Source organism: Acinetobacter sp. COS3 (genome assembly GCF_000475335.1).
Taxonomy (GTDB): Bacteria; Pseudomonadota; Gammaproteobacteria; order Pseudomonadales; family Moraxellaceae; genus Acinetobacter; species Acinetobacter venetianus.
Genome location: NZ_AXCD01000067.1, coordinates 267790 through 288953 on the forward strand (window position 1 = coordinate 267790; position 21164 = coordinate 288953).

Genomic DNA, 21164 nt, shown 5'->3' on the forward strand with positions numbered 1-21164 from the left:
ATCTAATTTGTGCATAGTTTTTGCTTTATCTCAGTCAGATTGAAAATATAGAGGCATGATGTGGAAATTTTCCCAATCTCTTTAAAGTTGCAACAGCAACGTTGTCTGATTGTTGGAGGTGGGCATATTGCTTACCGTAAAGCAAATTTGTTGGTCAAAGCAGGTGCAATTGTCGATGTGATTGCACCTGAGATTGAACCTGAGCTACTTCAACTTGTAGCGAAGTCAGCAGGACAATATATTCAAGCTGCTTTTTCTGAAAGTATTCTAGCAACGCCTTATCGTTTAGTGATTGCTGCAACTGATCAAGCTGAAGTCAATAAAGCCGTTTTTGAACAATGCGAACAGCGTAATCTACTGGTGAATAGTGTGGATGATATTCCGCATTGTCGCTTTATGGTGCCAGCAATTATAGATCGTTCACCTTTGGTGATTTCAGTTGCATCGAATGGCGCATCGCCTGTTTTATCTCGACAGCTACGTACTCAGATCGAAACGATTGTGCCACATGGTATAGGCAAACTCGCAGAGTTTTCTGGACAGTGGCGTAAGCAAGTTAAAGCAAAAATTTCTAATCCAGATGAACGTCGTATCTTTTGGGAAAACTTGTATGCAAGTCCGCTCAAAGAGCAAGTGTTCAATGATAATTTAGATGTCGCCAATGATCTGATTGAACAGGCATTAACTGAATGGAGCGCACCGAAAGGTGAGGTGTATTTAGTCGGTGCGGGGCCGGGTGATCCTGAGCTTTTGACTTTGAAAGCTCTGCGTTTGATGCAACAAGCTGATGTGGTGATTTATGATCGCTTAGTGTCTGCACCTATCTTAGATTTATGTCGTCGCGATGCTGAAAAAATCTATGTGGGTAAAGCACGTTCTAATCATTCCGTTCCGCAAGATGGTATTAATGCTTTATTGGTTGATTACGCACAGCAAGGTAAACGTGTTTGCCGGTTAAAGGGCGGTGATCCATTTATCTTTGGACGTGGTGGTGAGGAAATTCAAGAGTTGGTAGAAGCCAATGTGACTTTCCAAGTCGTTCCGGGTATTACAGCTGCTTCGGGTTGTTCAGCCTATGCTGGTATTCCATTGACGCATCGTGATTATGCACAAAGTGTTCGTTTTCTTACAGGTCATTTAAAAGAGGGTTCGCCAGAACTTCCTTGGAATGAACTGGTTTATGAAAATCAAACCCTTGTATTGTATATGGGCTTGGTTGGTTTAGAGCGGATTTGTGAGCAATTGATTGCACATGGTCAGCGACCGAATATGCCTGTTGCTCTCATTTCTAAAGGGACAACCCCTGAACAAAAAGTGGTGGTTGGAACTTTGGATGATATTGCAACTAAAGTGTCAGAGCATCATATTGTAGCGCCGACTTTAACCATTATTGGTGAAGTGGTGAGCCTACGTGAACAGTTAAAATGGCAATAAATCTCCCCCAACCCCTCTTTTTAAAAGAGGGGAGTTCCTCCCTTTGAAAAAGGGAGACTAGGAGGGATTATGAAAAGTAGAGAAAATTTGTGATTCATGTTGTTCTATTCGAGCCTGAAATTCCTGCGAATACAGGTAATATCATCCGTTTATGTGCCAATACTGGCGCACAGCTTCATTTGGTTAAACCCTTAGGTTTTGAACTCGATGATAAAAAGCTTAAACGTGCGGGATTGGATTATCACGAATGGGCAAGAATGCAAATTTGGGACAATATCGAGCTTTGCCTTGCTGATTTAAAAGCAAAAGGTGTTGAGCATGTTTTCCCATTAACAACTAAAGGAACGGCAACACCGCACACGGTTGATCTAAATCGCCCTGTGGCTTTATTGATGGGGCCAGAAACACGCGGTCTGCCAGAGCAGGTACGTTTAATGTTTCCACAAGAACAGTGGATTCGTTTGCCAATGGCGGAAAACTCAAGAAGTTTAAATCTGTCGAATGCAACAGCGGTGATTGTTTACGAAGCATGGCGTCAACAAGGCTTCAAACAACTCTAATTAATGCATCGCTATACATCGCCATAGGGACTCGCAACAACGAGAGTATAGCCATTTGGGTCTTTAAACCAAACTTCTCGATGATGTGCATTCGCGTTATATTTAGGCCCTTCTAAAATTTCGACTTGATGATTTTGTAGTTTTTGTACAATCTCATCAAATTGAGAACTCTCAAACCACAATAACACGCCATTGCCAATCGCTGTATTTGGACTGCCGATATGAGGGTGTTCATGTGCTTGCCATTGATGTAGTTGTAGAACCATATGCTGGTTAAACATTAACTGTTCATATTCTTTGCCACCATGTCCGCTACTAAGTCCCAACATGGTTTGATACCATAAACTGGTTTTCTCTACATCTTCTACCGCAATTAAAGGTTGTGGGTGCATATATTCACCATTTATTTTGATTCTTCTGGTTGTGTTGCATCAAAGCGCTGTTGTGCAGTGATCACTTGTTCAATATTGGTTTCAGCCCAATCTTTCAATTGATAAGCCATTTTAGCTACCTCTAATCCTAGTGACGTTAAAGAATAATCGACACGTATAGGTGAGGTGTTTTGCACTTGGCGTTCAATGAATCCATCTCGCTCCAGCATTTTTAACTTTTGCGATAAGACTTTGGGTGAAATCCCTTGAATACTTTTCTTGAGCAAATTGAAGTGCTGAGTTTCTCTTGCTAGCACATTGATAATCAATAATACCCATTTATCTGCAATTTTTTCAAAAAATAACCGAGCAGGGCAATGTTGTTGATAAATATTATATTTTAATGCTTGATTCATTTAAAACATCCTTAAAACTTCAGTTAAATTGAGCTAGTTACCAATTGGTAACTAATTGACACCTAGTTTCTAAAATATATCATTAAATCGAACTTTTTAAAAATTTGGATAAAACTCATGTCAAACATAGCAGTTGTTTATTATTCTGGTTATGGTCATACAAAAGTAGTTGCTGAAACTTTTGCGCAAACAATCCAAGCTTCGCTGATTGAAATTGATCAAAACGGAGAAATTTCTGAGCAAGCTTGGCAAGCACTTAGCGAAGCACAAGGTATTGTATTTGGGGCACCAACCTATATGGGTTCTGCGCCGTGGCAATTCAAAAAATTTGCTGATACTACTTCTAAAGTTTGGTTTACACGTGGTTGGCAAGATAAAGTGTTTGCAGGCTTTACAAATAGCGCAAGTTTGAATGGCGATAAGCAAGTGACATTAATTCAGTTACAAACACTGGCGTCACAGCATGGCGGAATTTGGGTAAGTTTGGGGCTGTTACCGGCAAATACTAAAGAAGCAAAACGTGAAGATGTGAATAATTTGGGTGGTTCAGTAGGTTTATTGGTGCAAACACCATCTGATGCAAGCGTGGACGAAATCCCGACAGGCGATTTAGAAACAGCAAAACTTTATGCGCAACGTGTCCAAACGATTGTTGAAAAGTTACATGGCTAATTGAACATAAATAAAAAGGCGCATCAAGCGCCTTTTTATTTGTCGACAGTTTATAGTCTGTCATCAAATTCATTGTGTTGAGGAGCAGAGTATTTAAAACCTTTAGTTTTATAACCAAGATATAAAATACCAAACATTGCCCACCACAAGCCGTATTTGAGTGCTGTCTCTTCAATTTCTAACCACATTGCAAAGACACTGAGGAAGCCGAGTAGTGGAATAATCACAAAGCTCAGAATATCTTTAAAGTTCTTCGTGCGACCATCTCGTAATGCATAACGAGAAATTACTGATAAGTTTACAAAGGTAAACGCAGTTAAAGCACCGAAACTGATCATTGAAATGACAATATCAAGATTCATGAAACCAGCAGTTAACGCAACGGCACCCACAATCAAAATATTATATGAAGGGGTGAAGTTTTTTGGGCTGATATGACCAAAGATTTTCTTATTAATTACACCATCACGACCCATCACGTACATCAAACGAGATACACCCGCATGTGCTGAAATACCTGATGCCATTACAGTGACGATTGCAAATGCTAGAACATATGACTGGAATAATGAACCACCGACTAATAGTAAAATGTCAGGCTGTGTGGCAGCAACATCTTTAAAGTATGTTGTAGGATCATTCGGGAAATAGATCTGCATAAAGTAAGTACTGATAATGAAAATCACACCCGCGAATAATGCCGTTAAGAAAATTGCTTTAGGGAGTGTTTTCTCAGTATCTTTGGTTTCTTCAGCAAGTGAACTTAGTGAGTCAAAGCCAGTGAACGAGAAGCAAAGTAACGTTGCACCAGTGATGAGTGCACCGACTGAAGTTAGTTCATTCCAGAAAGGCTCTAAGCTCCAAAGCTGATAACGTGTTTCAGCCGTGATAGGACCGTCGGCATTCACACCCATTTGAAGTTTTTGATAAACCAAATAAGTGAATGTGCCAATTACGATGAGCTGTACTAAAACGATCCAACTGTTAAAGTTCGCAACAAATCGTGCACCACGTAGGTTAACACCTGTCATAAATGCTGTGAGAACAATTACCCATATCCAGTGGTTCACTGATGGGAAAAGTGCTTCTAAATAAATTACAGCAAGAATGATATTGACCATTGGCGAGAGTAGGTAGTCTAACCATGAAGACCAACCCACCATGAAACCAACATTCGGGTGAATGGATTTTTGGGCATAGGTATATGCCGACCCAGAGGAAGGGTAGCGACGAATCATATGACCATAGCTAATCGAGGTAAACAAAATTGCAATCAATGCAACAATGTAAGAGGTTGGCACATGGTAATGACTTTCTTCAGATACTAGACCGAAAGTATCGAACAAAGTCATTGGTTGGATATAAGCCAAACCAATGATGATAATGTGCCAGAGTCCTAGCGTTTTTTGCAGTTTAGCTGCCGATTGAGTCCCAGAAGTATTTGTCAACGGCGTTGTCCTCATAATCGTTGATCAAGGATCAGCTTTAGTGTCAAGGATCGTTTGAGACGAACGATCCCCCCGATAAAAATCTAAAGTGCGCAAATCTATCCTAATTTAAGGCAGTTTGTCAGTAGCTTTGGAGATTTTTTAGCAATTTTTTAGCCAATTTGCCAAGAAAAAAGATGAATGAAAATTCACGAAACCAATAAAAAAGGTTCGATTTAATAAAAAATCGAACCTTTTGGTATTTTAAGTATTGATTTACCAAGCTTTTTTAAGAATAGCTTTCAGATCATCTATATTTGCTTCTTTTGGATTATAAATGATAGATCCATCATTTAATGCCTTCTCGGCAACTTCATCTAACTGAGCTTCAGTGACCTTTCCTGTCTCTCTTAAGGTGCGAGGAAGCTTAGTTAAGCTAAATAATCGATCACGCATGGTCAAAATTGTGGCAATTGCTTTTTCTGCACGAAGATTGGCTGGAGTCTGTGCATAAATGTCTGCGCCTGCAAGAGGTAATAATAATTCACCGATCTTGTCGCCATTGATCTCTTTGTTGTATTCCAGCACATATGGCAAGAATAAGTTCATGCATAAACCGTGGGGTAGATGTGCAACTGCACCTAAAGCATGACCTAAAGAATGTACTAAGCCAACCATTGAGTTCGAGAATGCGATACCGGCCATCGTTGAAGCCTGAGCAAGTTCTAAACGACCTTGAGCATCACTTGGATTGTCCAATACTTTGAATAGATTTTCACTGATTTTTTTGATCCCAGCACTTGCATAAGCATCACTTAATGGATTTGCAGCCAAACATGTATAAGCTTCAACACAGTGAGTCAATGCGTCCATACCTGTCATGGCTGTAAGGTGTGGTGGCAAAGTTTGCGTCATACGTGGATCAAGGATCGCAGCATGTGGCATCAAGTAATAAGAAGCGAAAGCTAGTTTTACATTTTTCTGTGTGTCAGAAACAACAGCAACCATAGTTGCTTCAGAACCAGTACCAGATGTCGTCGGAATAACGAAAAATGGTTTTAATGGTTTTGGTAGATTGTGTGCACCAGAATACTGTAGTAAATCGTCACCGCCTTCAGAAACTAGAATATTGGTGGCTTTAGAGGTATCAATTACTGACCCACCGCCAATCGCAATGATCGCATCACATTTTTGTTTACGATAAAGCTCAGCTGCTTGACGAACGACTTCTAAACTTGAATCTGGTGGAACATCATCAAAGATTGCGCCAATGACTGCATCAGTTGTACTGAAAGCAGCTTCAATTGGATTGAGTAAACCATTTGCACGTACGCCTTTATCTGTAATGATCATTGGACGTTTTGCGCCTAAAGTGGCAAGTTCAAAAGGGATATGCTCTAACGCAGCGTTACCAGCAATTACTTTTACAGGACAAAAAAACTCGTAATAAGGCTTAGCCATGTTATGCGCTCCGTTTGAGATATGATTTCGCTACTTTAAGATAAATGTTTTTCGCACCCGTGAATTTTTCTTTTAATGTCAATTCGGCTGGGTAGCGTTTTACGGCAAGTGAAGCGATCAATTTAGGTAAGATCAGGGCTTCCATTTTATTCAAGCAACGTACAAGACGAATTGCGCTTGAAACATCACCATCAGCGATCATGCGGTCATTGGCAAATGCCTGTGCCGTACTTTCTTGGAAAGAAAATACCAGAAATGCATGCGTTAGATGTTTGAAGGTAATGGTTAAATCAGGCTTTCCTTTGAAATTCGGTAAAAGCTCTAATTGTTTTTCTTCTGTTACACGAGCAATAAATGCAGGTCCATTTGGAAATACATTCATTGAAAGTATGAAGCCAATAGGAAATTTTGAAACTTCCTGTTGTACTTCACTGTCCACTTGGCTTGCCATTACTAAACCACGACCAACAACATCCATCATGAGTTTTACGTAGGCAAATTGCAAAGTGGGCTTCACTGCTTTGGTCGAAATCACTTGCGTATCCCTTGTTAAAATTATGCAAAAGCAAATTTAGAGTAATTACTCTAATTTATTTCTTTAGAATTGAAAAGTAATTTATTCAGATTTGACTTCAAGGTCATGAAAGAAATTTGTATTTTTTAAATAAGCAACAAAATCATGACAAAGTTGCTCAAAGCTTGGGTAATCTTTAAGCAAGTCTTGTAAGCGTACCATTTCTAAACCAGCGTATCCACAAGGATTAATGGTTTGGAAACCGCTTAGATCACAGTCGATATTTAAAGCTAAGCCGTGATAACTACGACCACGACGAATTTTAAAACCTAAAGAGCCAATTTTACGTCCATCCACATAGACGCCAGGTGCATCTGGTTTCGCATACGCCTGAATGTCATATTGTTGGAGTAGGTCGATCATTGCTTTCTCAGCAAAGCTAACCAATGTGCGTACATGCCATTTCAGACGATTCAAATCAAACATGAAATAGGCTACCAGTTGACCTTTACCATGCCATGTCACTTGTCCACCACGGTCAGTATGAACAACGGGAAGGTTGCTTTGCATGAGGATATGTTCTGCTTTGCCAGCTTGACCTTGTGTTAACACATCTTGATGCTGTAATAACCAAACTTCATCTGGTGTAGTTTCATCACGGTGTGTTGTAAAGTCTTTCATTGCCTCAAAGCGTGCTGTGTAATCTTGTAGATCATTGAAGCAGCGAATAATTAAGGAGGGTTTATCAAGGTTCGTCACAATAAACTTCCTTTGTCTGAATGAATACGGTGTTGCGGAAAACCTGTTCCAATTGCTCATCTTGAGATTGATGTGAGTTGGCGCAATTTGACCAGTCACGAATTAATTGAATTTGTGCATATTGCACGGCATTTTTGCTTTTTAGCTTTACATCAAAATCTTGTGCACGTTTTGCTAGGAAATCTTGATTATTTCCAAGCTTTAACTGATGTTTATTTTCTTTTTCCAAAGATTTTTTTGCATTCTTGAGTAGGGTGTTGCTATTTCTTGTATTCAGCGATTTGGCAATAGCAAAACATTGTTGACCATAGTCGCTGATCAATAATTTTTCAGGCTGTGAAAATGCAGCAGCAGTTAAGTAATTATGTCGATATTCTTGATCAAGAGCAGTGAGTAAATTTTGTTTAAGTGTTTGAAACGCCTTGAGCGGTATCGAGTGAAGATTGTTTAATTGGGTTCGAGTGTTTTTATATTCTTGATCAATTTCTTTTAGTTTGATTTTCGCAATATCTTCAGGTTTGAATGCATAAGATCTGCTATTTAATAGGCTTGTATGACTCAATTGCATCATTTGCACGGTATCTTGTAATTGCTTTTCTGAATATTGCTGAGGATTATATTGTCCTTCAAACTCACACAGATCATTTTGCCATGTAAAAGTCTTAGTTTTTGCATAGCATAAATTGGCGAATGAAACTGTAATTGCTGCGATTAGAAGCACATGCTTTTTCATCTGTAGATTCGCAACCATACATCAAAGAGTTATAGAACGATATTTTAAGATATTAACTGATTTTTATCAGTAATTCAGTTGATTAGATATTATGTTGAAATCGGTATAAAAAATCCAAAACACTTTCGTATTTTGGATTTCTCTATTAAAGCGCTGTCTTAATTAAAGGACAGGCTGCAAGATCAGCGTATAAGGCATGAACTTGTTCTAGCTCTTCAAAGCGTAATTGTGCAGTTAAAGAGTGGTATTTACCTGTACGTGACGGCTGAACTTTCACTGTGTCGCCATCAAATTCAGGAAAGTGCTTCTGTAGAATATCAACAACAGCTACTCGAAGTTCATCCCCAGCATTGCCAATCAGTTTGATTGGATAGTCCATTGGGAAAACCCAAAGATGTTCTTGTAATTCACGAGAAGGAGTGCGGTCTAACATGAGCAACCTCTTAACTTGAAACGCCTGCATCAGTGCAGGCGCTTATGATCTATAACATAGATGGGGATGAAGTGTTGAACTTCAAGTCTTATACGGATTCAAAACAGGGTCTTGATTCCGTATAAGGTGGCCCAAATATTAGTCATTTTCTAAGAATGAACGTAAGTGTTCTGAACGAGACGGATGGCGAAGCTTACGCAATGCTTTTGCTTCAATCTGACGAATACGTTCACGTGTTACATCAAACTGCTTACCTACTTCTTCTAAAGTATGGTCGGTTGGCATATCAATACCAAAACGCATCTTCAATACTTTAGCTTCACGTTCAGTTAAGTTTTCAAGTACTTCACGCGTTGCTTCTTTTAAGCCTTCTGAGGTCGCAGCATCAACTGGAGAAGTGATGTTTGAGTCCTCAATGAAGTCACCAAGATGCGAATCTTCATCATCACCGATTGGTGTTTCCATCGAAATCGGTTCTTTTGCGATTTTAAGTACTTTACGAACTTTAACTTCATCCATTTCCAAACGTTCGCCTAACTCTTCAGGTGTAGGCTCACGGCCCATTTCTTGAAGAAGTTGACGAGACACACGGTTGATTTTGTTAATCGTCTCGATCATGTGCACAGGGATACGAATGGTACGCGCCTGATCCGCGATCGAACGTGTAATCGCCTGACGAATCCACCATGTCGCATAAGTCGAGAATTTATAACCACGACGGTATTCAAACTTATCTACGGCTTTCATCAGACCGATGTTACCTTCCTGAATCAAATCAAGGAACTGTAAGCCACGGTTAGTGTATTTCTTCGCGATCGAAATTACCAAACGTAAGTTTGCCTCAACCATTTCTTTCTTCGCGCGGCGAGCTTTTGCTTCACCAACAGCCATACGTTTAGAGATATCTTTAATATCTTTAACGTTTAGACCAAGTTCTTTCTCGATATCAGCAATCTTTTGTTGGAACGCTAATACGTCAGGACGTACTTTTTCTAAATGTGCTTTAGTTTCAGCAGGAGCTTTCGCAATTTGCTCATCTAACCAAGCTAGGTTTGATTCTTGTTCAGGGAAGGTTGTACGGAACTGAGTACGATCCATACGACCACGACGAACTGCATAACGCATGATTTCACGTTCATTTGAACGGATTTGATCATGTGTACCACGAATCATTTCAGAGATGATTTCAAATAAACGAGGAGTGAATTTGAACATCATGAATACAGCAGCTAAAGCTTCAAGAGCAGCTTTTGCTTCATCACTGTTACGGCCATGTTTTGCAATAACCGTTTTAGTTTCATTCCAAGCAGCTTCTAACTCAGAAAAACGAACTTTCGCAACTTCAGGGTCTGGACCTGAGTCGCCTTCAGAATCATCATCACCTTCAGACTCTTCTTCTTCGTCATCATCATCTAGTTTAACGTCTTTGGTTTTAGATGAAGCTTTTTCATCTTCCTCTATTTCTTCAGATTCCTCTTCTAAAACTTCAGGAATCTCTTCGTCAGTTTCTGGGTCTAAATAACCAGATAGAATATCGGCAAGACGACGCTCACCAGTCAAAAAGTCATTATATTCTTGTAAAACTACTTCAACAGCGTTTGGCCAGTAAGCGATTGAATGTAAAACGTCACGAATACCTTCTTCGATACGTTTTGCAATGCTGATCTCACCTTCACGGGTAAGGAGTTCAACTGTCCCCATTTCACGCATATACATACGCACAGGGTCAGTGGTACGACCAGGCTCACTTTCAACCGATGCTAAAACAGCAGCAGCTTCTTCCTCTGCAACCTCATCCGCAGCTTCAGTAGATTCGCCAAACATTGCATCGTCAGTTTCAGGTGCACGCTCATGCACAGGAATACCGACGTCTTGAAGCATCTGAATGATGTCTTCAATCTGTTCGCTTTCTGTAATCGAGTCTGGGAGATGATCGTTAACCTCAGCGTAAGTTAAGTAACCTTGTTCTTTGCCTCGGCTAATCAGAGCCGCTACTTGCGAAGTAGGGGAATTCATATCGCTCATCTTTGCTTACTCTTTGTTGAATCTGTGGCGGTGAAAAACCGTGCATGATAGCACAATTCACTGGGAATGTTTTGGATTTGATCCGTTTGCTTTAAATAAAAAAATACGTTTGATTTCACGGTAGTTTGTTGAATATGGGGTTAACTATTATTTTTTCAAGCATCAAGTCCTTTCGAAATGAAGGAAATTTTCATTCTTGTTGCCCTTAATCTATAAATACACAAAAAAACCGCCGAAAAAAAGTACAAATTGGCGATTTATAGCAAAAAAATAAAATAAAACTTGACAAGAATTTTGAAGAAAGATAAATAGCGGCTAGACCCATTTAAATTTTTCATATTAGAGGTACTTAGTGTCTTCTACAGATTTTGAATTAGATGATGATAACTATGGCGATGATGATGTAAGTTTTGATGAGTCATCAGGAAAACTTACTGCCAAAGAATCATTAGAAAAGCGCCGTTTGATCGATGACCTATTAGCTCAACGTCGTCTCGAGCGAGAGTTAAAAGATTTTGATTATGATTTCGACGACGATGACCTCGATGATGAAGACTAAGCAAAATTGCTAAGACTTTATGATCGAAAATGTTATGCTGTTGCCGATGTATTTTTAAAGTTGGATTAAAGAATGAGCACGTTAGATTTAGACTTATTGAGTAATTATCTCGACGGTGATCAAAACGAATACGGTCTAGATTTCGCAGCGACTCATGGCTTTTTGTGTGCTATTGCCGTTGGTCCAAAATTTGATCGTTGGTTAGATGAGCTTTTCGAGAGCAACCAAAAGAAAGTTCCAAGTGAAATTATAGAGCAAATCAAAGCTTGGTTAGAATCGATTCGCCAAGATTTAGCGAATGAAAATGGAATCGAGTTTCCATTTGAAATCGAAGAAGCTGATGTAGATTCTAGCTTAGGTGATTGGAGCGTTGGTTTCGTCGATGCAATGTTCTTAAACGAAGAGGCATGGTTTGCCCCAGAATTTGAAGAGCAATTGGTTGATTTAACTCTACCAATCATGGTGTTTAGCGGAATTGATGAAGAAGATCCGCAAATGGAATCATTCCGCCGCAATGGTCAGTTGATGGATGAGCTGGCAGAAGAAATTCCAGAAAACTTGAATGAAATTTATTTGATGTATCATACACCTGCGTAATGATACATTTTGCAGTGATGTCATCTCAGTGCAATTATAAAACTAAGTGAATTAAAAACGTCCCCTAGAGGACGTTTTTTATATATAGAGTATTTTGATTTACAGAGGTCGTATATATTCTTGAGGGTATTGTGATTAAATTACAAACTAGAAAATAATAAACTTAGACCTAAGCCACTTAGCACAGAGCCAATAATTCGATTAATAACAACTTGTTTTGCTAAAATTTTATTTCGAATAGTTGGTGTGGAGCAAAAATATGCAATCAATAAAAACCAGACTAAGTGACTGAAAGAGATAAACGCACCGTAACTCAAAAGATGAACAAAGTTATTTTCTGAACTCATAATTTGTGAAAATAAACTGATCACGAATAATGTCGTTTTGGGATTTAAACTATTGGTTAATATGCCTTGTTTAAATGCTTGAAAAGCACTAATGGAAATATTTTCAGCATTGAAAGAAACTTTTTCCTGAGTAAATGTTTTATAACCGAGAAAAATTAAATAAGCAGCGCCAATGTATTGAATAATTTGTAGAAGACTCGGAATATTGTTTTGTAAAAAACTTAGTGCAATTAAGCTATAGCTGATGTGAACCCAAACTCCACTGGCAATACCACATGCGGTTAAGATACCGAGCTTACGACCAAATAAATAACTATTTCTGGTGACTAGTGCAAAGTCAGCACCAGGACTAATCACAGCCAATACGGTAACCAATACGATAGTAATTATTTCATTCACTCAATTGACCTTGTAAAAATATACTAATGATTTATATATTTTTCATATATTTGCTATATTTAAAATCGAAGTTAATTTTGATTGATATATGAGATTTTGGAATGATTGAAAGGTTGTCTTTGAATTCTCTTAAGTTTTTCTATTATGTGGCACGCTATGAAAGCGTTACCGTTGCTGCGGAAAAGCTATTTCTCACCCAAGGTGCGGTAAGTAAACAATTAAAAAACCTAGATGATACGTTGGGTTATGCTTTGTTTGATCGAGAGGGTAGACATCTGATTTTAACTGATCGAGGACGGATCTTGTTTGAATGTTGCCAGCAGGTTTTCCAACAAATTGACCAGTGCCTAATACAGTTACAAGGTGAGATAAAATCGCAAAATACCTTGATCGTTTCATGTGAACCAACTATTGCCATGAAATGGCTTATTCCTCGTCTAGGCAAGTTTAAGCAGCTTTATCCAAATATCGAAGTAGGTTTATTGACCAGTGGTGGAGCAGTTGATTTTGATATTCAGAATATTGATTTAGCCTTGAGACGCAATGATTTTGATTGGGGTAAAGCTATTTATAGCGAAAAAATTGCAGATGAATACATGCTGTGTGTTGGAAAACAAAATACTCAGTCGGTTGATCAGATATTCATTTCATCTTCAAGACCGAAACTTTGGCAGAAATTTTTAGAAATTCAAAATGGTCGATTTAATGAGCTAAATAAGTCTGTGTTGGAGCATTTTTATTTATGTATTGAAGCTTCAATCGCTGGGCTAGGTGCTTCTGTGGTTTCAGCCTATATGGTTGAAAGGGAGATCAAGTATCAGATGTTAGAAAAGTTGAGTCCTGTATATAAAGATGACTCAGCTTATTTTTTACTGTCAGCTTCACCATTTGAAGATGATGTACGCAAAGTGATTTTTAAAACTTGGTTGATCGAGGAAATGCAAGCGAGCCAAGCTGAATTTTCTGCACTCAATATTCAATGATTTGTCTAAATTTTCTCTAATAACCAAACATTTTCTTTTGCATCCACTTTTCCTTTGAGCTTTTCATACTCTGAGGCTAATTGCTTGATTTGATAATGGCTTGCGTAATATTTTCTGAGTTCTTGTTCTGGAACTGAGAAAGGAGGGCCTGCTAAAAGGTCTTGATCATATTCAAAGCTAATTAAGAGTTGAGGGGCGTTCTGAGTCAGTTGTACTAGATGTTGGGTATATGTCTCACGCATATGTTCAGGTAATGCAACCAACGCAGCTCGGTCATAAGTTGCATCAATTTTTGAGATATGATCAATATTCAGTTCAAAAAAGTCACCAACATATAGATCAATACTTTGATGAAGGTAATGGGTTAAATCTCCAACTTGAGACACTGTGAACTCAAGCTTGAGTTCAGATATAAGTTCTTCAATTGCAATTGGGCTAAGATCAATCCCTGTGATATGAAATCCTTGCTGAAGTAACCAGTGGATATCTAGGCTTTTTCCGCATAATGGAATGAATATACGCGCTTGAGGTTGTAAATTTAATGATTGAATGTGCTTGATTAATAGAGGATTGGGGCTAGATAAATGAAATCCAATATTATTGCTTTGCCATTTGTCATGCCAAAATTCGTGTTTCATTATCTATCCTTAATTTTTTACTGAATGACTTGAAATATACGTTGTTGCTTCATTTTTAGCTATTTTTAGACTTATTAAGATAAAATCTTTTGAAGCACCACCAAGCGATATAGATAGTGACAATCGTTAAAATGAAATAGCTCATACGTTGCATAATAGCAGTCATGAGTGCTTGATTTTCACTAAAGTGATAACCGAGATAGGCGAGAAAGCTAGTCCAAATAACAGTTCCTGCACTACTATAAATCATGAATTTTGCAAAAGGCATTCTGCTCATACCAGCGGGTATACTAATTAATGAGCGAACAGCAGGGATCATACGTCCAAAGAAAACAATACGATGACCATGTTTATTAAACCAATTCAGTGCTTTCTCTAGATCCGTCACTTGAATGCGTAAATATTTCCCATAGCGCTCGATGAATTTAAATAATTGAGGTTGAGGAACTTTCCTACCTACCCAATACAACAACATGGCCGCTGCGATTGAGCCGATGCTGCCAGCAATGATTACACCAATCAGGGTAAGCTCGCCTTTTGAGGCTGTGTAGCCTGCGGAAGGCATAATAATTTCAGATGGAATTGGTGGAAAAATGTTATCCAGAAACATTAAAAATGCGATACCTAGATACCCAAGCTTCTCCATGATGGATAAGACCCACTCTTCAAGACCCATAGTGCCTATTTATGTTACTTATGAATTAAGACAGGATAATTCGTGCTTGTTCTACTAGCAATAAAAGATTCGTTAAGCAAGTTGCATGTAATAGGAAGAGAGTAACTGAATATATTTTACTTAGTATTAAACCCTACTTTCTAAAAGTATTTGATTGGTATAAACAGAAAGGTATGTATAATACTGGCGATTTTGCGCAATGGTGAAATCACATAAAAAACCAAATATTAGGGTAAGCCAATGAAATTAAATACTAAAAAAAATGTATGCTCAATTTGTTTTTAATATCAATTTTGATAACTGGATGCGGAGGAGATAATAGCAATGATTCAAGTGTTGTAATTGAACCAACGGATCAATTTGAGATTGAATACAGTACAATTACAGGTACAGCATTTGCCGAATCAACTTTAAATGGAAAGACTGTAACAGCGAGTTGTAAAGATTCTGTAGGTTTTAAAGAAGAGGTGGTAGTTGATGAACACGGTGTATGGCTGGGACAAGTAGATAGTAGTAAATTTCCATGTCGTTTAGAAGTTAAAGCCAATGAACATAGCTATCACAGTTATATTAGCCAAGCAGGAAGAGTTAATATTAATCCGTTTACAGATTTGGCTATCGCTTATGCAAGTACGCAATTACCCGCTACATGGTATCAATCAGGTAGCATAACAGTTGATCAGTTGAAATCAGCGAATACTGCTTTGGTGAATGAGTTAATTAAAAAAGACTATTCACTTGATAGTAAAACGGATCTCTTTACTGCAGAAATACAAACAGTAAATCCTCTCCATTTAGCTATTCAAGCCTTGTTAGATGCAATTCAAGGCAGCAATAGTATTCAGGACTACAATGCCTTATTAACTTTGATTAAGGATGGTAATTTAAGTCAACTACCTGAAAAACTTAAAAACCAAAATACTGAAACAAATGTAGATGATCTCCCAAATGTGACAGATTTTTCATTGAACAAATTCAATAATAAGGCATGTACTTGGGTGGAAAATACAACTGAACTATATATTAACTGTAATAAGGATGTAATGAGTGATTTCAAAAATTTATCGCTAGTTTCCATCATTGGAATATCTGAGTCAGGCATTTTGACAAAACCTTGTGAAATTTATAAATATGGGGAAAATCTAACTCTACAGACAGGGGGTAAATCAATTACTGCACAGTTTACAAGTCAAGGTTTCGATCAAATATATTATCAAAATGATGAAAATCAGATAGTCGTTTCTGCTTCTCCAAGTAAAAACCGTTTTAATACGGCTACATTAGTATTTCGTGATAATAAACTTTTTACTGCTACTTTTGAGGGTTACTTAAATAATGAATCTAGTCTTGGAAATCAAGAATTGACATGTATTATGAATCCAAATTCATGATGGGAAATGAATTGTCTTATTCAGATCTGAATAAGCGTTAAATTTTTTACTTATAAAAAAGCCATAGTAAAAACTATGGCTTAACTATGCTTTAGTGCTTATAGGCGTTTACGTTTTGCGGCAGCAATTTGTGATTGGCGCATACGGAAACCTTCTTTTTGCTTCTCTGTGGTTTTGTCGATACAGAAAACACAAGACACACCATGTTCATAACTTGGAAGAGCTGCTTCTTCTTGCGTTAAAGGCCAGCCACATGCGTGACATTTGATATTTTCGCCTTCTTCAACACCATGTGTGACCGCAGTACGACCATCAAATACGAAGCATTCTCCTTCCCACATGCTTTCTTCAGCTGGTGTTTCTTCAAGATATTTTAAAATACCACCCTTCAGGTGATACACCTCATTAAAACCTTCTTGGAGGAGAAGAGAAGTTGATTTTTCACAACGGATACCACCAGTACAGAACATCGCAATTTTCTTATCTTTATGCTGTTCAAGGTTTTGTTTTACATATTCTGGGAATTCGCGGAAAGTTTCAGTTTTAGGATCAATTGCACCCTTGAACGTACCTGCTTTGTATTCGTAATCATTACGCGTGTCGATTAAAATGACGTCATCACGGCTGATTAGCTCATTCCATTCTTTAGGATCTAGATAGTGACCAACTAAATCACGAGGTTTAACTTCTACGCCTAAAGTTACGATTTCTTTTTTAAGTTTGATTTTCATTTTACGGAATGGTTTTTCAGAGCTTTCTGACTCTTTATATTCCATTGCGTTAAAACCTTCGTTTAAAAGAAATTGATGAATGCGATCAATTGCTGCACGATCACCTGCAACAGTACCGTTAATTCCTTCTGAAGCAACAATTAGAGTTCCACATAAATTGATGTTATTCACTAAGTCCAAAAGACGTTGTTGCAGATCCGCTGCATCTGAAACTTCTTTAAATTGATATAGTGCCGCAACAACCCAATTATTGGTCGCTTGCTGTTCTACAGGTGCAAGCTGTTCTACAGTAGCGTTCATGGATAACTCCAAATGTATTAAGATAGGAAAAATAAGGCGCGTATTTTAGCGTGAAATTTAGAAATAAGCGAGAAAACCATAAAATGAATATGGTTTTAAAGGAGTTGGTTTTGAGTAGTGATCGTCGAATTCCATCATTAACCCCATGTGCAGGGCGTTGTTCAACGGTATTTGGTGATCTAGTTTGTCGAGGATGTCGTCGTTTCAATCATGAAGTGATTCAATGGAATACTTACACACCTGACCAACGCTTAATGGTTTGGAAGCGCTTAGATGCGCAATTGGATCAGATCTTAGTCCCGTTATTGCCAAATGCAAATCTTCAACATGTCGAAGGCTTTATTCATGGTAAGCATATCCGTATTTTGGAAAATGCCAGTAAAGGTCGTAAGTTGTATCATGCTCTAAAAATTTGTGAAAAGAATAAACACTTAGCGCATGAAAGCGGTTTAGGTATTCACGATAAGCAAGTGAAACCTGTTTGGGATGAGTTTGAGCGCCGTGTTCTTGCACTTGCTAAAGCGAGTTATGAGTTGGCTTGGTTGCGGGCAGATGGAATTAGTTCCAATTTATTGCGTGCTTTAGAGGAAGATGAAATTTAATAGGATTTTGTCTTTTTTGCTAATCGATAGATGATGAGTTCAGCAATAAGTAAATTAATTGTCCATCCAAGCCAAGCTTCAAGTTGGTAAATATGCAGTGGAGTGAGCCAGTCAAAATACGGTTGTAACTCATACAAAGCGAGTTTCCATGTCCTTAAGCTCAATGCTGAAAGGGCAAGCGCAAAGCTTCGAATCATCCAGTTACTATGTTTTAGCCATTGTTTATGCATAGCGAAATATAGCGCTAAGGCGGTACTGCACCCCCAAAGTAATCCCAAAACAACAAAGCAGATTTGAGTGCTAAGACCACCATTGGCTGAAAATGCAAGAATAAATCCACTCGGTAGGGCAAATCCAAGTGTGGCGATGATATAGAGCCAGCCTGCATAACGATGTAAACGGGGTAGATTTTGACGAATGTTTCGAGAAAACTGTGTAAAACCTGCTAATAAAACAAAGCTACTCGTGATGACATGTATCTGAAAGCCAATCCGCCAAGGTTGGGTGTTGATGACATCTTGTTTTAATACCAAAAAATTGGTGTGATCAGACCAAGGATAATAATTCAGGCAAATTTCAATCATGAGCCAGCATAGATAACTGAACATGAGAAGGCTCAAAATTTGTAAAAATTGATTTAGGCTTTTCCACATAAAAAGTGATCACTATTATGGTATGGTATTCAAAAAACGAAATAATTTTAGTTGAACGAGAATAGATACATGCAAAATTTTAAACAATTATTGATCTTAACTGTTGGTTTGGCAACGAGTACTTTTTCTATAGCACAAACGATGCAAATTGCACCTTCATGGACGGGTTTGTATAACGATGAACAGAAAATTTCATTATTCTTTCAACAAAAGGGCACAGATGTGTCTGGCTATAGTTTGTTAAACGGAAAGCAAACAAACTTTAAAGGCAAAATTCAGCAAACTGACTTGAACTATACCTTAACTTTGAATGAAGTTGGGCAAGGTGTGGACATCGGAAAGTTTATTTTAGAGTTCAAGAACAATGCTACACCTATCGAGGCGCAATGGTTGCCTACAAGTAAATCTGTAAAGCCGAAATTTTTTAACTTGGATGCTCAACAGTGCAAGTATGCAAAAGGACAGGGAGATTTTCCTGAAACATCCACTCGACTATTAAAAGATGGTGATTTACAGGTTGCGCGAGGCGAGCTGGAATATATGCGTAATGAGATTTATGCACGTCATGGTTATGCATTTAAAACGAAGGAATGGGCAAATACATTCGCGATGTATGACTGGTATATGCCGTGTTATACCAATGTAGAAGGAAGACTATCTAAAATCGAAAGAGAAAATGTAAAACGTATTAAGATGGTCGAACCCTATGCACAAAAGATGGATTGGGGACGTTAAAATTTCCGTACATGGTTGAAATAAAAAAGCTGCCAAATGGCAGCTTTTTTAACATTAACTTTACTTAGAAAATTAACGTTTGATATCGCGTTGTGTTTCACCAGTATAAAGTTGGCGTGGACGACCAATCTTGTATGGTGACGCGTGCATTTCTAACCAGTGGCTGATCCAACCAACAGTACGTGCAAGCGCGAAGATAACAGTGAACATCTCAACTGGGATACCAATCGCTTTTAAGATGATACCTGAGTAGAAGTCAACGTTTGGATAGAGTTTACGTTCTACGAAGTACGGGTCGTTCAATGCAATTTTCTCAAGTTCCATCGCAAGAGCAAGCTGTGGATCATTGATACCTAATGCTTCAAGAACTTCGTCACAAGTTTGCTTCATTACTTTAGCGCGTGGATCGAAGTTTTTGTAAACACGGTGACCGAAGCCCATGAGTTTAACTTCTTTACGCTTCACTTTTTCCATGAATTCAGCAACGTTTTCAACGCTACCAATTTCATCAAGCATTTTAAGAACGGCTTCGTTCGCACCACCATGCGCTGGTCCCCAAAGTGCTGAAATACCTGAAGAGATACAAGCGTAAGGGTTTGCGCCAGTTGAACCTGCAAGACGAACTGTAGAAGTCGATGCATTTTGTTCATGGTCAGCATGAAGTGTGAAGATACGATCCATTGCTTTAGCAAGGATAGGATTTACTTTGTAATCACGGTCAGCAGGTGTAGCAAACATCATGTGTAAGAAGTTTTCTGCGTAACCTAAGTCATTACGTGGGTAAATGAACGGTTGACCTACTGTATATTTGTAGCTCCACGCTGCAAGCGTAGGAATTTTAGCAATTAGGCGAATTGCAGTAATTTCACGATGGTTGATATCTTCGATATCTAAACCGTTGTGATAAAACGCAGATAAAGCACCAACAACACCAACCATTATTGCCATTGGGTGAGCATCACGACGGAAACCATTAAAGAAACGGCTTACTTGATCGTGAACCATTGTATGGTTACGTACTTTAGCGTCAAATTCTGCTTTTTGTTCAGCATTTGGAAGCTCGCCATTTAATAATAAGTAGCAAGTTTCTAAATAGTCTGCTTGAGTCGCTAATTGATCAATTGGATAGCCACGGTGCAATAACACACCTTTGTCACCATCAATGAATGTGATCTTAGATTCGCAAGCAGCTGTCGCCATAAAACCAGGATCGAAAGTAAAGTGACCAGATGCCAATACATCTTTAACGTCAATTACATCTGGGCCCAATGTGCCGCTGTAAATTGGTAATTCAATTTCTTTGCCATCAAGCTGTAATACGGCTTTTTTGCCAGTTGCTGCAGACATTCAATAGATCTCCTGTCCTGGTGAATGATTATCTGACTCGAAATCCTAATCTTGTCATGTGCGAATCAGACGGTGTCAAAATTTGCTATAAGATTAGTGGCTACTAGAATTTTGTCAATTATACTTAGGGATAAAAAATGACGTTCTTAAAGTCAATGAGTCATTCAGTATCAACGAAAAAATTGAGTAAAATCACAGCACCGGTCAAGTATAATATGTCAAATCAGGTTTTAGGTGCATAAAAAAAGTGAAGCGCCAGTACAATTGTAAGTAAATTTTTTATCTCGGCATCTTTTGCCAATGACTGATTAATTTATATAAAAAGCCTGAAACCCTATATATCTCACGGATTAGATTTAATTAAATATTAAAATTTAATCAAGAGTAGAGAAGTCTTGGTT

General features: G+C 38.2%; 24 protein-coding genes. 9 read left to right on the forward strand and 15 right to left on the reverse strand.

The features are described from left to right. Positions 1-60 precede the first annotated feature (60 nt). On the forward strand, positions 61-1434 hold the full coding sequence (gene cysG, locus IO68_RS31755; protein ID WP_023014195.1) for a siroheme synthase CysG: 1374 nt from the start codon (positions 61-63) through the stop codon (positions 1432-1434). An 89-nt stretch (positions 1435-1523) separates the two neighbouring features. Continuing rightward, positions 1524-1994, forward strand: a complete 471-nt coding sequence (locus tag IO68_RS31760; protein WP_019383884.1) for a tRNA (cytidine(34)-2'-O)-methyltransferase — start codon at positions 1524-1526, stop codon at positions 1992-1994. Positions 1995-2005: 11 nt separating this feature from the next. On the opposite strand, the gene IO68_RS31765 is transcribed toward IO68_RS31760, so the two are convergent. Then, a complete protein-coding gene (locus IO68_RS31765) occupies positions 2006-2386 on the reverse strand; it encodes a VOC family protein (protein ID WP_023014196.1) in 381 nt (126 codons plus the stop codon). A gap of 11 nt (positions 2387-2397) precedes the next feature. Then, entirely contained in the window at positions 2398-2781 is a 384-nt protein-coding gene (locus tag IO68_RS31770) for a winged helix-turn-helix transcriptional regulator (RefSeq protein WP_023014197.1), read from the reverse strand. Between the two features lie 117 nt (positions 2782-2898). On the opposite strand from IO68_RS31770, the gene IO68_RS31775 reads away from it, so the two are divergent. After that, the gene (locus tag IO68_RS31775; RefSeq protein ID WP_023014198.1) at positions 2899-3453 is read left to right on the forward strand and encodes a flavodoxin family protein; all 555 of its coding nucleotides are present in this window, start codon (positions 2899-2901) and stop codon (positions 3451-3453) included. A gap of 50 nt (positions 3454-3503) precedes the next feature. Here the strand turns inward: IO68_RS31775 and IO68_RS31780 are convergent, their stop codons facing one another. From IO68_RS31780 to rpoD, 7 genes are all read right to left on the reverse strand, one after another. After that, on the reverse strand, positions 3504-4916 hold the full coding sequence (locus IO68_RS31780) for an APC family permease (protein WP_004876974.1): 1413 nt from the start codon (positions 4914-4916) through the stop codon (positions 3504-3506). Positions 4917-5156: 240 nt separating this feature from the next. Further along, on the reverse strand, positions 5157-6341 hold the full coding sequence (locus IO68_RS31785) for an iron-containing alcohol dehydrogenase (RefSeq protein ID WP_004876973.1): 1185 nt from the start codon (positions 6339-6341) through the stop codon (positions 5157-5159). A 1-nt stretch (position 6342) separates the two neighbouring features. Then, on the reverse strand, positions 6343-6876 hold the full coding sequence (locus IO68_RS31790) for a hypothetical protein (RefSeq protein WP_004876971.1): 534 nt from the start codon (positions 6874-6876) through the stop codon (positions 6343-6345). An 81-nt stretch (positions 6877-6957) separates the two neighbouring features. Continuing rightward, on the reverse strand, positions 6958-7614 hold the full coding sequence (gene lipB / locus IO68_RS31795; RefSeq protein ID WP_023014199.1) for a lipoyl(octanoyl) transferase LipB: 657 nt from the start codon (positions 7612-7614) through the stop codon (positions 6958-6960). Then, positions 7601-8347, reverse strand: coding sequence for a hypothetical protein (locus IO68_RS31800; protein WP_031234935.1), 747 nt, complete (start codon positions 8345-8347; stop codon positions 7601-7603). Before IO68_RS31800 ends, lipB begins: the two co-directional genes overlap by 14 nt. A gap of 145 nt (positions 8348-8492) precedes the next feature. After that, a complete protein-coding gene (locus tag IO68_RS31805; RefSeq protein WP_004652212.1) occupies positions 8493-8780 on the reverse strand; it encodes a YbeD family protein in 288 nt (95 codons plus the stop codon). A gap of 138 nt (positions 8781-8918) precedes the next feature. Continuing rightward, complete coding sequence (gene rpoD / locus IO68_RS31810) at positions 8919-10805, reverse strand: RNA polymerase sigma factor RpoD (RefSeq protein ID WP_023014201.1); 1887 nt, start codon at positions 10803-10805, stop codon at positions 8919-8921. Positions 10806-11157: 352 nt separating this feature from the next. Here rpoD and IO68_RS31815 point away from each other — a divergent pair, with 352 nt between their 5' ends. Continuing rightward, complete coding sequence (locus IO68_RS31815) at positions 11158-11364, forward strand: PA3496 family putative envelope integrity protein (protein ID WP_004876963.1); 207 nt, start codon at positions 11158-11160, stop codon at positions 11362-11364. Between the two features lie 72 nt (positions 11365-11436). Then, entirely contained in the window at positions 11437-11961 is a 525-nt protein-coding gene (locus IO68_RS31820; protein ID WP_007484160.1) for a YecA family protein, read from the forward strand. Positions 11962-12101: 140 nt separating this feature from the next. Here the strand turns inward: IO68_RS31820 and IO68_RS31825 are convergent, their stop codons facing one another. Next, the gene (locus tag IO68_RS31825; RefSeq protein ID WP_004876959.1) at positions 12102-12707 is read right to left on the reverse strand and encodes a LysE family translocator; all 606 of its coding nucleotides are present in this window, start codon (positions 12705-12707) and stop codon (positions 12102-12104) included. Positions 12708-12808: 101 nt separating this feature from the next. On the opposite strand from IO68_RS31825, the gene IO68_RS31830 reads away from it, so the two are divergent. Further along, positions 12809-13690 (forward strand): LysR family transcriptional regulator, encoded by an 882-nt coding sequence (locus tag IO68_RS31830; protein WP_004876958.1) that lies wholly within the window; start codon positions 12809-12811, stop codon positions 13688-13690. Between the two features lie 5 nt (positions 13691-13695). On the opposite strand, the gene tmpT is transcribed toward IO68_RS31830, so the two are convergent. Together tmpT and IO68_RS31840 are read right to left on the reverse strand one after the other, a co-directional pair. Then, complete coding sequence (tmpT, locus tag IO68_RS31835) at positions 13696-14328, reverse strand: thiopurine S-methyltransferase (RefSeq protein ID WP_004876957.1); 633 nt, start codon at positions 14326-14328, stop codon at positions 13696-13698. 55 nt (positions 14329-14383) lie between these two features. Next, the gene (locus IO68_RS31840; protein WP_023014203.1) at positions 14384-15004 is read right to left on the reverse strand and encodes a DedA family protein; all 621 of its coding nucleotides are present in this window, start codon (positions 15002-15004) and stop codon (positions 14384-14386) included. 266 nt (positions 15005-15270) lie between these two features. On the opposite strand from IO68_RS31840, the gene IO68_RS31845 reads away from it, so the two are divergent. Then, positions 15271-16395 carry a hypothetical protein gene (locus IO68_RS31845; RefSeq protein WP_023014204.1) on the forward strand — a complete coding sequence of 375 codons (1125 nt, stop codon included), beginning with the start codon at positions 15271-15273 and terminating at the stop codon, positions 16393-16395. 98 nt (positions 16396-16493) lie between these two features. On the opposite strand, the gene IO68_RS31850 is transcribed toward IO68_RS31845, so the two are convergent. Then, positions 16494-17426 carry a rhodanese-related sulfurtransferase gene (locus IO68_RS31850; protein ID WP_007484151.1) on the reverse strand — a complete coding sequence of 311 codons (933 nt, stop codon included), beginning with the start codon at positions 17424-17426 and terminating at the stop codon, positions 16494-16496. A gap of 110 nt (positions 17427-17536) precedes the next feature. On the opposite strand from IO68_RS31850, the gene IO68_RS31855 reads away from it, so the two are divergent. Continuing rightward, on the forward strand, positions 17537-18028 hold the full coding sequence (locus tag IO68_RS31855; RefSeq protein ID WP_031234938.1) for a DUF1289 domain-containing protein: 492 nt from the start codon (positions 17537-17539) through the stop codon (positions 18026-18028). Here the strand turns inward: IO68_RS31855 and IO68_RS31860 are convergent. Then, positions 18025-18681 carry a DUF2306 domain-containing protein gene (locus IO68_RS31860; protein ID WP_031234939.1) on the reverse strand — a complete coding sequence of 219 codons (657 nt, stop codon included), beginning with the start codon at positions 18679-18681 and terminating at the stop codon, positions 18025-18027. The genes IO68_RS31855 and IO68_RS31860 overlap by 4 nt on opposite strands. 69 nt (positions 18682-18750) lie before the next feature. Between IO68_RS31860 and IO68_RS31865 the strand changes: the two genes are divergently transcribed. Beyond that, on the forward strand, positions 18751-19416 hold the full coding sequence (locus IO68_RS31865; RefSeq protein WP_023014207.1) for a YARHG domain-containing protein: 666 nt from the start codon (positions 18751-18753) through the stop codon (positions 19414-19416). Between the two features lie 72 nt (positions 19417-19488). Here IO68_RS31865 and gltA read toward each other — a convergent pair whose 3' ends face one another. Continuing rightward, a complete protein-coding gene (gene gltA, locus IO68_RS31870; RefSeq protein WP_004876951.1) occupies positions 19489-20763 on the reverse strand; it encodes a citrate synthase in 1275 nt (424 codons plus the stop codon). Positions 20764-21164 lie beyond the last annotated feature (401 nt).